This is a genomic window from Allobosea sp. TWI1241 (genome assembly GCF_039673065.1).
In the GTDB taxonomy this organism is placed as follows: domain Bacteria; phylum Pseudomonadota; class Alphaproteobacteria; order Rhizobiales; family Beijerinckiaceae; genus Allobosea.
Window position 1 is genome coordinate 56,076 of sequence record NZ_JBDJKW010000012.1, and the last position, 13,050, is coordinate 69,125.

Here is a 13,050-nt window from a genome sequence, read left to right on the forward strand (position 1 = left end):
TGGGGGCCCGCGGGGCTGCGCGTCGGCGCGCAGATCGCCCGTTGCCGCGCATGTGGGACGCGGGGCGCGCGGGGTCAAGGGCGGGTATGTACATGATGTCCACGTGGTTTCCAGAGCGTTGCGGCGGCTGTCCCGTTTCGGGACGGGCCTGGCGGCCTTCGCTGTCGCCTGGCGCTGGTCGCGCCGGTTTGCGTGCCGCTTCCGGTCAGAACGCCGTGGTGCCGCTCCGGCACCGGCTTTGCGCTGCGGCACGCAGGCGAGCCGACCGGGCAGGCGATTGTGCCGCTTCGGGTCGGTCGGGCCGGAACGGATCCTGTCATGACCACCCTCGACGACCTGCATTATCGCGGGAGCCTGCGGTCCGACGATCGCGCCAATGCCTGGCGGCACTGGATCGGCCCCGCCACCGCGCTCGTGGACCTGATGCTGGTGCTGGTCGTGGTCGGCCTGTCCTCGGTGGCCTATCACCTCGTGGCCTATGGCCATCCGGGCGCCTACCGGGTGACGCTCGAGCTCGCCTCGATGATCGCGGCGATCTTCGTGTTCATCAACGCGCTGCGGGGCCGCTACCAGCTCGCCAACTATCTTGCGGTGAAGGGGCAGATGCGCCAGGCCTTCGCGGTCTGGAACGTCACGATGGTCGCCTTCATCGCCTTCGTCTTCCTGGCAAAGGTCGTCGACCATTATTCGCGCGCCGTGGTGATCGTGACCTACCTCGCCGGCATCCCGCTGGTCGCCTTCGCGCGCTCGGGCATCGTCCGGGCGGTCTCTCTCGCCAGCAAGACCGGCCGCATCACCGCCGAGCGCGTCTTCCTGATCGGGCGCGAGGAGGAGGTGATGTCCTTCGTGGCGCGACACCAGCCCTGGAATGTCGGCTTCGCCATCGCCGACGTCGCCTTCCTGCGCAGCAACGACGCCCGCCGCATCAACGATCCGGCCACCGCCCTCGCCGCCGACCTCGCCAGCGCCGCGGCGCGCGCCCGCGCCCTCAAGCCCGACGCCGTCTTCATCGCGCTGCCCTGGTCGGACCAGGAGACGATCGACGCCTGCGTCGACGCCTTCATGAACCTGCCGGTCGCGATCCATCTGACGCCGGAGCGGGTGATGGACCGGTTCGAGAGCCCGCGCATCGTGCGCGTCGGCACGCTCGCCTCGCTGCGCCTGACTCGCCCGGCGCTCTCCTTGGCCGAGATCATGGCCAAGCGCGTCTTCGACGTGCTCGCCGCCAGCGCCATCCTCGTCGCCAGCCTGCCGCTGCTGCTGGTGGTCGCGCTCGCCGTGCGGCTGGAGACGCGCGGGCCGGTACTGTTCCTGCAGCGCCGCTACGGCTTCAACCAGCAGCCCTTCCGCATCGTGAAGTTCCGCACCATGACCACCACCGACGACGGCGAGGTGGTCAGCCAGGCCAAGCGCAACGATCCGCGCATCACCCGCGTCGGCGCGGTGCTGCGGCGCTACAATCTCGACGAGCTGCCTCAGCTGCTCAACGTCATCGCCGGCCAGATGTCGCTGGTCGGCCCGCGGCCGCATGCGCTCGCCCATGACCGCGAGTACCAGCTGAAGATCGCGCTCTATGCCCGGCGCCACAATGTCCGCCCCGGCATCACCGGCTGGGCGCAGGTCAACGGGCTGCGCGGCGAGACCGATACCGACGACAAGATGGAACGCCGCGTCGCCTTCGACCACTGGTACATCGACAACTGGTCGTTCTGGCTCGATCTCGGCATCCTGCTGCGCACCGTGTTCAGCCCCAAGGCCTTCCGCAACGCGCGCTGAGGCGGCGCCCGGCCCGGCCGGACGCAACCCCGCCCCGTGAAATGATGGCTTCGCAGCGCCGCCGTTTGCGCTAGGCTCCGCCCTGCCCGAAGGGAGGGGCGTCACTGCAATGAATCAAATCGATTTGAATGGTCGCGTCGCCGTCGTCACCGGTGGAGCGCAAGGCATCGGCCGGGCGGTGGTCGAGCGGTTCGTGGCCAGCGGCGCGCAGGTCGAGATCTGGGATCTCGACGGCGATCTGGCGGCGAAGTCCGCCGCGGAGATCGGCCAGGGCGTGACCGGCGTCGGCGTCGACGTCGCCGACTATGCCTCGGTCGAGTCGGCCGCCAAGGCGTTGGAGGCCCGCCTCGGGCGCATCGACATCATGGTCACCAGCGCCGGCATCGCCGGGCCGATCCACAAGACCTGGGAATACCCGCTCGACGCCTGGAACAAGGTGATGCGCGTCAATGTCGACGGCACGATGCATTGCTGCCGCGCCGTCATCCCCGGCATGATCGCGCGCAATTACGGCCGCCTCGTCCTCGTCGCCTCGATCGCCGGCAAGGAAGGCAACCCGGGCGCCTCGGTCTACTCGGCCTCGAAGGCGGCGGTGATCGCGCTGACCAAGTCGCTCGGCAAGGAGGTCGCCGACAAGGACATCGCGGTGAACTGCATCACCCCGGCTGCGGCCAAGACCCGCATCTTCGACCAGATCACCCAGCAGCACATCGACTACATGCTGGCCAGGATCCCGCGCGGCCGCTTCCTGCAGGTCGAGGAGGCCGCCGCCATGGTCGCCTTCCTCGCCTCGGCCGACAACAGCTTCACCACCGGCTCGGTCTTCGACCTGTCGGGCGGTCGCGCCACCTACTGACGGCGGCGTCCCGCTCGGTTGCGACGGATGGCGGAAGGGGCTGGCCACCGGCCGGCTCCCGATTCTAGGGTACCGGCATGAGCCCAGTCCTTCCTTCCGCCTCCGTCCTCGGCGCGCGCGCCTTCGCCGCGCTCGCCGGTCTCAACCGCTTCAGCGACGAGCCGGGCAAGCTGACCCGGCTCTATCTGTCGCCGGCCCACCGGCAGGCGGCGGAGTTCACCAAGGGCGCGATGGAGGTCGCGGGCCTCACCGCCTTCATCGACGCCGCCGGCTCGGTGCAGGGCCGCCGCGAGGGCCCGCGCCCCGGCCTGCCCGCCGTGGTCATCGGCTCGCATATCGACACGGTCCGCGACGGCGGCCGCTATGATGGCAATCTCGGCGTGATCGCCGGCATCCTCGCCGCCCAGGCCATCCGCGACGCCGGCATCGTGCTGCCCTTCGCGCTGGAGGTGGTGGCCTTCGGCGACGAGGAGACGGTGCGCTTCCCGACCTCGCTCTCGACCTCCTCGGCGCTCGCCGGCCATTACGACGCGGCCTGGCTCGATTCGCGCGACGCGGACGGCGTGGTCCTGCGCGACGCGCTCGTCGCCTTCGGTGGCGATCCGGCTGGCATCGCCGCGCTCGCCCGGCCGCCGGGCGCGATCCGCGCCTATCTCGAAGTGCATATCGAGCAGGGGCCGGTGCTCGAGGCGGAGGGCGAGGCGGTCGGCATCGTCACCACCATCAACGCCCAGTGCCGGGCCCGGGTGCGCGTCACCGGCGAGGCCGGCCATGCCGGCACCGTGCCGATGGCGCTGCGCAAGGACGCGCTGACCGCCGCCGCCGAGATGGCGCTGGCGCTGGAGGCGATCGCCGTCGCACACGACCAGGCGGTCGGCACGGTCGGCGTCTTCCGGCCCGATCCCGGCGCCACCAATGTCGTGCCCGGCGCGGTCGAGTTCACCATCGATTTCCGCGCCCCGCTCGGCGAGACCGTGACCGCGATGGAGGCGGCGATTCGCGCCCGCTTCGGCGAGATCGCGGCGCGCCGCGGCGTCGGCCTGGAGATCGTGCCCTATTCGCGCGAGGAGGCGACGCCGATGGCGGCCGAGCTGCAGGAGGCGCTGGCCGCCGGCATCGCCCGGACCGGCTCCAACCTCTCGGCGCGCCGCCTGCCCTCGGGGGCCGGCCACGACGCCATGGCGATGGCGCGGATCTGCCCCGCGGCCATGCTGTTCGTGCGCTGCGAGAAGGGCATCAGCCATTCGCCGCTGGAGGCGATGAGCGAGCTCGACGCCGGCATCGCGGTGCGCGTGATGATCGAGACCGTGCTCGAGCTCGCCCGCCGCGACGGCGCCGCCATCCCCGGCTGAGCCGGCCGGCATGCTGGCCCGTTCGCGGCCAGGCTTGCGCTGGGCGCGCCCCCGCCTTGCCGGCGGCGGCGCGAGCCTTGACCCGTCCTGCCGCCGTTCATAGCTTCGCGGGCGACAGGCGGCGCTGGTGCCGCGCTTACGAGATTGAAAGGCTGCGAGCCATGGCGACGAGCAAGGTGACCGATGCGAGCTTCGAGGCGGACGTCCTCAAGTCGAGCGAGCCCGTCGTGGTCGACTTCTGGGCCGAGTGGTGCGGCCCCTGCCGCATGATCGGCCCGGCGCTGGAGGAGATCGCCGGCGAGATGGAAGGCAAGGTCAAGATCGTCAAGATGAACGTCGACGAGAACCAGGCCGTCCCGGCCCAGTTCGGCATCCGCTCGATCCCGACCCTGATGCTGTTCAAGGACGGCAAGCTGGCCTCGCAGAAGGTCGGCGCCGCCCCCAAGAGCGATCTCAGCCGGTGTTTCGCCTCGGCGGTCTGATGCCCGGAACCCGCTATGCGACAAGCTATGGGCCGCTCCCGGGAGGGAGCGGCCCTTTTGCATTGTCGTTGCCCCGGCCTTGCGGCCGGACGCCTCACTTCGCGCGGTTGTCGAGCGCGAAGGAGCCCGGGCCAGCGAAGAAGAGATAGAAGAAGATGAAGCAGAACAGCATGGCCGGCTCGCCGCCGTTGAGCAGCGGGTAGAAGCTCTTCGGCGCATGCGCCATGAAGTAGGCCACGGCCATCAGGCCCGAGAGCAGGAAGGCGGTCGGGCGCGTCAGGAAGCCGAGGACGAGCAGCGCGCCGCCGACGAGCTCCATCACGCCGGCGACCCAGCTCAGGCTGAAGGCGGCGGGCATGCCCCAGGACGGCGCCGCCGGGAAGGCGAGCAGCTTCTGCGTGCCGTGGCTGATGAAGGAGGCCGCGGTGACGATGCGCAGCAGCCCGAGGGCGTGGGGCGCGAAGCGCGAAAGCGAATTCAGGGCCTGCATGAGCGTGTGCTCTCCTGTTGGTGGGTGGGCTTCGGCAAAATGCGCCCTAACCATATGCGATGCTTCGGGAACTGGCATCCCGCCGCGCCGGTGCGCCCTTCTCCGACGCCTGCGACATCGCGGCAACTCACGTTTTCGTTTGCGATGCAGCGCGAATGTTGCGATGCACAGGCGAACGGAGCGCGGCGGGCCGGTAAGGCCGTCATTCGCCCGACATTGCGCTTAACCGGCCCTTAAAAGCGCCATGTTTGACTCCTGTCTGGAGCCCGTCGCCGTTTGGGCGGGACATGGCGGGCAGGGCCTTCGACGGGGCGGAATGAACGATCGGACGAAACGAGCCGGAGAACGGCGTGAGCCTTCCTTCGAGCCGGTGCGCGACGACCGGTACGAGGAGGATGATTTCCGCCTGTCCGCCGACGATCGGCCCTATCGCGGCGGAGGATCAGAGCCGGTGGCAGCGCGGCGCGGACGCACCCAGGAGAGCAAGCCCCGGCAGAGCCAGCCCAAGCGCGGGCGTGGCGGGCGCGGCGGCGGACGCCGCAGGGGCCGCTCCTTCCTCGGGCGCATCGCCTATTGGGGCCTCGTGCTCGGCCTCTGGGGCGTGCTCGGGCTCGGCGGCATCGTCGCCTATCACGCGGCCCAGCTGCCGCCGATCGACCAGCTCACCGTGCCGAAGCGGCCGCCAAATATCGCGATCCTCGCCGCCGACGGCTCGCTGCTCGCCAATCGCGGCGAGACCGGCGGGCGCACGATCACGCTCGGCGAGGTGCCGCCCTATCTGCCGGCGGCCTTCGTCGCCATCGAGGACCGGCGCTTCTACGACCATTTCGGCATCGACCCGATGGGCATCAGCCGCGCGCTGGTCAACAATCTGCGCCGCCGCGGCGGCGTGCAGGGCGGCTCGACGCTGACCCAGCAGCTCGCCAAGAACCTGTTCCTGACCCAGGAGCGCACCGCGGCCCGCAAGATCCAGGAAGCGATCCTCTCGCTCTGGCTGGAGCGGACCTACACCAAGCAGCAGATCCTCGAGCTCTATCTCAACCGGGTCTATTTCGGCTCCGGCGCCTATGGCGTCGAGGCGGCGGCCCAGCGCTATTTCAACAAGTCGGCGCGCGCGGTCACCGTGGCGGAGGCCGCGATGCTGGCCGGGCTGGTGCAGGCGCCCTCGCGCCTCGCCCCGAACCGCAATCCCGAGGCGGCCGAGAAGCGAGCCCAGCTCGTGGTCGCGGCGATGGTCGACCAGGGCCTGATCTCCGCCACCGCCGCCAAGGACGCGCTCGGCGCGCCGGCCGAGGCGCATGAGCGCATCGGCGCCGGCTCGGTGAACTACGCCGCCGACTACGTCATGGACGTGCTCGACGACTTCATCGGCGCGATCGAGGGCGACGTCACCGTGCTGACGACGATCGATCCCAAGCTGCAGTCGACCGCCGAGACCGTCCTGGTCGAGACGCTGAACGCCCAGGGCGGCAAGCTCGGCGCCAGCCAGGGCGCAGTGGTCTCGATGGCGCCGGACGGCGCGCTGCGGGCGCTGATCGGCGGCCGTGACTACACCAAGAGCCAGTTCAACCGCGCCAGCGTCGCACGGCGCCAGCCGGGCTCGGCCTTCAAGCCCTTCGTCTATCTCGCCGCGATCGAGGCCGGGATGACGCCGGACACGATCCGCGACGATTCGCCGGTCTCGATCCGCGGCTGGGCGCCCGAGAACAACAGCCGCACCTTCCGCGGCCCGGTGACGCTGAAGACCGCCTTCGCGCTGTCGCTGAACACCATCGCCGTGAAGCTGAACCAGGAGGTCGGCCCGCGCGAGGTGGTGCGCGTCGCCCAGCGCCTCGGCATCAATTCGGCGCTGCAGGCCAATCCCTCGCTGGCGCTCGGCACCTCCGAGGTCACGGCGCTGGAGCTGACCGGCGCCTTCGCCAGCTTCGCCAATGGCGGGCAGGGCGTGCTGCCCTATGTCATCCGCGAGGTGAAGACCACCGCCGGCAAGCTGCTCTACGGCCGCAAGCCGCCGGCGCTCGGCGAGGTGGTGCAGCCGCAATACCTCGCCATGATGAACGCCATGTTCAACGAGACCATGCGCGCCGGCACCGGCAGCAAGGTCAATCTCGCCGGCTGGGAGATGGGCGGCAAGTCCGGCACCAGCCAGGACTTCCGCGACGCCTGGTTCGTCGGCTTCACCAGCCGCGTCGTCACCTCGGTCTGGGTCGGCAATGACGACAACTCGCCGATGAAGCGGGTCTATGGCAGCGGCCTGCCCGCCGAGATCTGGGGCAAGTTCATGAAGGCGGCCCATGCTGGCCAGCAGCCCGCGCCGCTGCCGGGAGGCCTCTGGCACAGCCAGCCCAAGTCGATCTTCGAGCCGGGCGAGCCGGTGGCGGGCGTCGCGCCGCGTGCGCCCGAGGGCGACCGTGTCTGGACGCCGCCGCCGCCGCAGGAGCGCAATTTCTTCGAGCGGCTCTTCGGCGGCTGAGGGGTCGCCTCCCCGGCGGCCGTCGGCTCAGTTGGCCTCGGGCGCCCGATACTGCTCGTGGCCCAGGCCGAACTCGCTGCCGAGCCGGCCGAGCGCCACCTGGAGATGATAGAGCCCGATCGTCGCCGAGCGCGTCTCGAGCCCGAGCTTGAGCCCGCGCAGCGGCGCTGCCGCCAGCAGAGCGAGGCTCTTGGCCAGCACGCGCGCCCCGCCGAGCCGGCCGGGATGGCGGCCGCGCTCGATCCGGGCCGAGATCGCGCCATTGCGATAGCCGCGCGCCCTGATCCAGTCGCCCTGGGTGCGCCGTGCCGGCATGGTCTCGCGCTGCGCCGCCTCCTGCACCCACCAGAAGCGGAAACCGGCCGCCGCCGCGCGGGCGAAGAAATCGCTGTCGCCGCCGCCGGTGAAGTCGAAGCGCTCGTCGAGGAAGGGATGGCCGAGCCGCTCCAGCACCTCGCGGCGGATCAGGTAGTTGGCGCTGGAATAGAGGATCGGCACTGGCCCGCTGCGATCGTAATGCGAGCGGAAGATCGGATGCGCGCCGAGCCAGCCCTTGGTCGGATCCTCGAAGCGCGGCGTCACCGAGCCGCCGAACAGCTCGGCCGGCGCAGTCTCGGCGGCGCGCAGGAAGGCGGCGAGCCAGAAGGGCTCGGCCTCCTCGTCGTCGTCGATCCCGGCGATCTGCCGCAGTGCCGGCAGGCGGCTCAACGCGCAGCGCCAGGCGGCATTGTAGGCCTTGCAGTTGCCCTGGCGCGGCTCGACGATCACCAGCCCCTCGAACAGGCCTTCGGCGAGCAGCGCGCTGGCCCGGGCGGCGCCCTCGCGCCGCGCGCCCTCGTTCTCGACCACGATCACCGCGAAGGGGCCGCAATCGCGCTGGGCTGCGAGCGAGCGCAGGGTCTGCTCCAGCATGTCGGGCCGTTTGAAGGTCGGCACGCAGACCGCCGTGTGCACCGTCGCCAGCAGCTCCGGCGCCGATTGGGCGACGACCTCGAAGCTCTCCGGCCTGTCGAAGCCGCCGATCGCCGCCGCACCGCGTTCCGTCATCATCCGCTCCACGGGCGTCCGCCGGCCCGGCCCGGACAGGACGCGATTCGCTTTAAGGGATCGTTTGCGACGCGGCCCGGCCGGCCCTTGACCCCGCCGCCCGCCTGCCGCTTGGTCCGGGAACCCCTTCCGGAGCCGACATCGTGCGCATCGCCTTCCTGACCGCTCTGGTGCCCGTCGCCAAGCCCGATACCGGCTTCGAGATCGCCAATGCCGCGATCCTCTCGGCGCTGCGAGAGGCCGGGCACGAGGTCGTGGCCTTCGGCTTCGTGCGTCCCGGCGAGGTCCCGGCCGAGCCCGACGGGGCGGTGGTGATCGACGCGGTCGACATCGAGAACGCGGTCGCCTCGCCGGCGCGCAAGCTGCGCTGGCTCGGCAGGGCGCTGCGGGACGGCATCCCCGTGGCCTGCGCCAAGCTGCGCCTCGCCGGTGGCGGGCGGCTGGTCGCTGCGGTGGCGGCACAGGGGCCCTTCGATGTCATCGTGCTGAATTCGGTGATGCTGCCCGGCGCCTTTCCCGAGCTGACCCGGCTCGGCCCCTGCGTGCTGGTCGAGCACAATGTCGAGCATGTCTCGGCCCGCCAGAACGCCGCCAATGCGGCGAGCCTGCCGATGCGCATGCTCTTCGCCCGCGAGGCGCGCCTGCTGGAGCGCATCGAGCGCCGGCTCTGGGACGAGGCCGATTTCGTCTGGACGCTGGCCGAGGAGGATCGCGCCGCGCTCGGCCCGGAGCGCGCCGGCAAGTCGGCCGTGCTGCCGCTGGTCTCGGGCGAGCCGGTGCGGCTGCCGGCCGAGCCCGTCGCGCCCGCCTTCGACATCGGCATGATCGGCACCTGGACCTGGATGCCGAACTACACTGGGCTGGACTGGTTCCTGCGCGCGGTGGTGCCGCTGCTGCCGGCCGATCTCTCGATCGCGGTCGCCGGCCGGCTGCCGCCCGACATGCCGTCGCCGCCGGCGCGGGTCAGCCTGCTAGGCCGCGTGCCGGATGCCCGTGATTTCCTGCTCTCCTGCCGCGTGCTGGCCTTGTCGAGCCGGGCCGGCACCGGCGTGCAGCTCAAGACCATCGAGGCGATGCAGCTCGGCGCGCCGGCGGTGGCCACCCCGCTCTCCTGCCGCGGCTTCACCGAGCTGCCGGCGAATTTCCGTCTGGCCGATACGCCCGAGGCCTTCGCCGCGGCGCTGGTCGCGACGGTGGCGGAGGCCAAGGCCGGCATGCTGGTGCGCAGCGACGGCACAGCCTTCATAGCCCGCCAGCGCGCGGCGCTCGCGGCGGCGCTGGAGCAGGGGCTCGCCGCCGCTATCGCCCGCCGCCGATCCGCCCGGTCAGCCTGAACAGCGGCCCGGCGCCGATCATCACCAGGAAGACCCGGATGATGTGGTGGGCGGCGACGAAGGCGACCTCGGTGTGCAGCGCCAGCGCGATCAGGCTCATCTCGGCCAGACCGCCCGGCGAATAGGCCAGGATCAGCGGCACCGGCGCATAGCGCGAGACATGGGCGACGGCGAAGGCGAAGATCAGCGTCAGCACCACCAGGATCGCGGTGGAGCCGGCCGAGATCGCCAGGATGCGCAGGATCGCCCGCGGCGGCGTGCCGACGAACCGGCAGCCGATGGTCACGCCGAGAATGAGTTGGGCGAGGTTGACGATCTCGAAGGGCGGCACCGAGTCGCTCAGCCCCGCGACATGCACCGCCGCCGAGACGATCATCGGGCCGAGCAGCTGTTTGGCCGGCATGCGCAGCGCATGCGCCAGCATCACGCCGAGCACCGCGCAGGCGACGAGCCAGAACCAGCCCATGACGGGCGTGTCGAGCATGGAGGGGCCCGAGGCGCGGGTGACGCCGAGCGAGACGCCCTCGATCCACTGCACGATGAAGGGCAGGGTCATCACCACCAGCAGGATGCGGGCGGAGTGGATCAGCGCGATCACCCGCGCGTCGCCGCCCTTCTCCTCGCCGGCGATCACCATTTCGAGGAGGCCGCCGGGCATGCCGGAGAAGAAGGCGGTGACCGGGTCGTAGCCGGCGACGCGGCGGAAATAGGCGACGCAGCAGACCGCGCAGCTCGCCATGAACAGCACGAGGCCGGCCAGCGTCGGCAGCCAGTTCGGCAGCTGCGCCACGAGATCGGGCCGGAAACCCGAGCCGAGCAGCACGCCGATCACCGCCGTCATCGGCGGCCGGATCACGCCGGGTGCGGCCACCGGCGCGCGCAGGATGGCGGCGGCGGTGCAGAACACCATCGAGCCCAGCATCCAGGGCAGCGGCAGCCTGCCCTGCACGAATAGGAAGCCGCCGAGCACGCCGAGCGCCAGCGCGAGCAGGAAGCGGCGCCAGGGAAAGCGCCCCGGCGCCAGCGCCCGCACGCCGTCGACCGCGTCTGCGAACAGGTCCCGCATCGTCTCGTCCGCGTTCCGCTGCTGTCGGTCAGGGCCGGCGGCGCCGGGCGAGCCCGGCCCGGTCGCCTGCCGCAGCCGATCCAGGAAGGATGGATGATTATCCGGCGCCCCGGCGGGGCAGGGCCGATCTATAGGGCAAGCGTCCGGGCTTGGCAGGGCCGGCTGGCGAATGCGGCGGCTGCATCCGACGCGCAGCGGCCGTGTCGTCTGAACTCCTGCGGGAGGCGCCGGTCGCCGCTGCGGCGAACGCGCTTGCCGCAGCGTGAGCCGGCGGCCATCGTTTCCGGCGTGCCACGCCTTCGCGCCGCCGGACAGGATAGCCGATGACCCATCACCAACTCGACGCCACCCCCGCCACCTGCCATTGGGGCTTCTTCGACGCCAGGCTGAAGCCGGCCATCGAGATCGAGAGCGGCGACAGCGTCACCATCCGCACCCTGACCGGCGGGCCGGAGACGCTGCCGGAGGGCAACGCCACCATCCCGCCCGAGATCCATGCGGTCCACCGCGACAGCGAGCGCATGCTGCCCGGCCACATCCTCACCGGCCCGGTGGCGGTGAAGGGGGCGAAGCCCGGCCATGTGCTCGAGGTCCGCATCCGCGAGGTCAAGCCGCGCACCGATTTCGGCTACACCTTCATCAAGCCGCTCGGCGGCACCTTGCCGGACGAGTTCGACGCCTTCACCTTCCGCCATATCGGCCTCGACGCCGCCCGCGGCGTCGCCACCCTGCCCTGGGGGATGGAGCTGCCGCTGGCGCCCTTCTTCGGGGTGATGGGCACCGCCCCGCCGGCGCATTGGGGCCGCCAGACCTCGCTGGTGCCGCGCGCCTTCGGCGGCAATCTCGACAACAAGGAGCTGCGCCCCGGCGCGACGCTCTACCTGCCAGTCTTCGTCGAGGGCGCGCTGTTCTCCTGCGGCGACGGCCATGGCGCCCAGGGCGACGGCGAGGTCTGCGTCACGGCGATCGAGACCATGCTGGAGGGCACCTTCGAGTTCCATCTGCGCGAGGACATGACGCTGGAGGTGCCGCGCGCCGAGACGCCCACCCATCACGTCACCATGGGCATCGATCCCGATCTCGACGTCTGCGCCCGCAACGCCCTGCGCGAGATGATCGGCCTGATCACCGCCCGCACGGCGCTGAGCCGGGAGGAGGCCTACATGCTCTGCAGCCTCGCCGCCGACCTGCGCGTCACCCAGACGGTCAACGGCTCCAAGGGCATCCACTGCATGCTGCCCAAGACGCTGGTGCCGTAAGCCCGGCGCGGCGCCTCGACCGGCGCTTCCTGGCGCGGCCTCAGAGCATCGGCAGGAAGCGCGGCTTCGGCCCGCGGGGGAAGGCCGCGTCGATGCGGGCGATCTCGTCTGGGGTGAGCACCAGCGCCAGCGCGCCGGCATTGTCCTGCGCATGGGCGGGGCTGGCCGCCTTGGGGATGGCGAGGCGGTCGCCGTCGCGGGTCAGGAAGGCGAGCGCCACCTGGCGTGCGGTGGCGCCATGGGCGGCGGCGATGTCGGCCAGCACCGCGCCCTGCGCCGAGCCGGGCGCGGGAAAATCGCCCTGGCCGAACGGGCTGTAGGCGACCAGCGCCACACCGTGGCGGGCGCACCAGGGCAGCACCGCGTGCTCGATGGCGCGCTCGCGCAGATGGTAGAGCACCTGATTGCAGGCGATCCGCCCGGGCCCGGCGACGGCCAGCGCCTCGTCGAGATCGTCGACGTCGAAATTGCTGACGCCCCAGGACAGGATCTTGCCGGCCTCGCGCAACCGCTCGAAGGCGGCGAAGGTCTCCTCCAGCGGATGCTCGCCGCGCCAGTGCAGCAGGTAGCCGTCGAGCCTGTCGGTGCCGAGCCGCTTCAGCGAGCGCTCGCAGGCGGCGATCGTGCCGGCGCGCGAGGCGTTGTGGGGCAGAACCTTCGAGACGAGGAAGACCTCGTCGCGGCGCCCGGCGATCGCCGCGCCGGTGATCGCCTCGGCCTCGCCCGACGCATACATCTCGGCGGTGTCGATATGGCCGAGCCCGAGGTCCAGCCCCCGGCGGAGCGCCGCGATCGCCTCGGCACGCGCAGCCTGCTCGATGTTCCAGGTGCCCTGGCCGATGCGCGAGACCGGCTCGCCGTTCCTGCCGAAGCGATGGCCCGTCCCTGCGTTCGTGCCTGCACCCATTTCTGCTC

The 13,050-nt window shown here is 71.2% G+C and carries 11 protein-coding genes; 7 read left to right on the top strand and 4 right to left on the bottom strand.

Going from position 1 to position 13,050, the window contains the following annotated elements:
• Positions 1–318 precede the first annotated feature (318 nt).
• From ABE438_RS15435 to trxA, 4 genes are all read left to right on the top strand, one after another.
• Complete coding sequence (locus tag ABE438_RS15435; protein WP_346503531.1) at positions 319–1,776, top strand: undecaprenyl-phosphate glucose phosphotransferase; 1,458 nt, start codon at positions 319–321, stop codon at positions 1,774–1,776.
• 109 nt (positions 1,777–1,885) lie between these two features.
• A complete protein-coding gene (locus tag ABE438_RS15440; protein WP_346503532.1) occupies positions 1,886–2,632 on the top strand; it encodes an SDR family NAD(P)-dependent oxidoreductase in 747 nt (248 codons plus the stop codon).
• Between the two features lie 77 nt (positions 2,633–2,709).
• Positions 2,710–3,984, top strand: a complete 1,275-nt coding sequence (locus tag ABE438_RS15445) for an allantoate amidohydrolase (RefSeq protein WP_346503533.1) — start codon at positions 2,710–2,712, stop codon at positions 3,982–3,984.
• Positions 3,985–4,145: 161 nt separating this feature from the next.
• Positions 4,146–4,466, top strand: a complete 321-nt coding sequence (trxA, locus tag ABE438_RS15450) for a thioredoxin (RefSeq protein WP_346503534.1) — start codon at positions 4,146–4,148, stop codon at positions 4,464–4,466.
• A 94-nt stretch (positions 4,467–4,560) separates the two neighbouring features.
• Here the strand turns inward: trxA and ABE438_RS15455 are convergent, their stop codons facing one another.
• On the bottom strand, positions 4,561–4,956 hold the full coding sequence (locus ABE438_RS15455; protein WP_346503535.1) for a DoxX family protein: 396 nt from the start codon (positions 4,954–4,956) through the stop codon (positions 4,561–4,563).
• Between the two features lie 316 nt (positions 4,957–5,272).
• Here ABE438_RS15455 and ABE438_RS15460 point away from each other — a divergent pair, with 316 nt between their 5' ends.
• On the top strand, positions 5,273–7,429 hold the full coding sequence (locus tag ABE438_RS15460) for a transglycosylase domain-containing protein (protein WP_346503536.1): 2,157 nt from the start codon (positions 5,273–5,275) through the stop codon (positions 7,427–7,429).
• Positions 7,430–7,456: 27 nt separating this feature from the next.
• On the opposite strand, the gene ABE438_RS15465 is transcribed toward ABE438_RS15460, so the two are convergent.
• Positions 7,457–8,476: a glycosyltransferase family 2 protein gene (locus ABE438_RS15465; RefSeq protein ID WP_346503537.1), complete on the bottom strand. Its 1,020-nt coding sequence runs from the start codon at positions 8,474–8,476 to the stop codon at positions 7,457–7,459.
• Positions 8,477–8,619: 143 nt separating this feature from the next.
• Between ABE438_RS15465 and ABE438_RS15470 the strand changes: the two genes are divergently transcribed.
• A complete protein-coding gene (locus ABE438_RS15470) occupies positions 8,620–9,810 on the top strand; it encodes a glycosyltransferase (RefSeq protein WP_346503538.1) in 1,191 nt (396 codons plus the stop codon).
• Here the strand turns inward: ABE438_RS15470 and ABE438_RS15475 are convergent.
• The gene (locus ABE438_RS15475; RefSeq protein WP_346503539.1) at positions 9,776–10,876 is read right to left on the bottom strand and encodes an AbrB family transcriptional regulator; all 1,101 of its coding nucleotides are present in this window, start codon (positions 10,874–10,876) and stop codon (positions 9,776–9,778) included. The genes ABE438_RS15470 and ABE438_RS15475 overlap by 35 nt on opposite strands.
• A gap of 323 nt (positions 10,877–11,199) precedes the next feature.
• On the opposite strand from ABE438_RS15475, the gene ABE438_RS15480 reads away from it, so the two are divergent.
• Positions 11,200–12,135, top strand: coding sequence for an acetamidase/formamidase family protein (locus ABE438_RS15480; protein ID WP_346503540.1), 936 nt, complete (start codon positions 11,200–11,202; stop codon positions 12,133–12,135).
• 40 nt (positions 12,136–12,175) lie between these two features.
• Here the strand turns inward: ABE438_RS15480 and ABE438_RS15485 are convergent, their stop codons facing one another.
• Positions 12,176–13,042: an aldo/keto reductase gene (locus ABE438_RS15485; RefSeq protein WP_346503541.1), complete on the bottom strand. Its 867-nt coding sequence runs from the start codon at positions 13,040–13,042 to the stop codon at positions 12,176–12,178.
• Between the last annotated feature and the right edge of the window lie 8 nt (positions 13,043–13,050).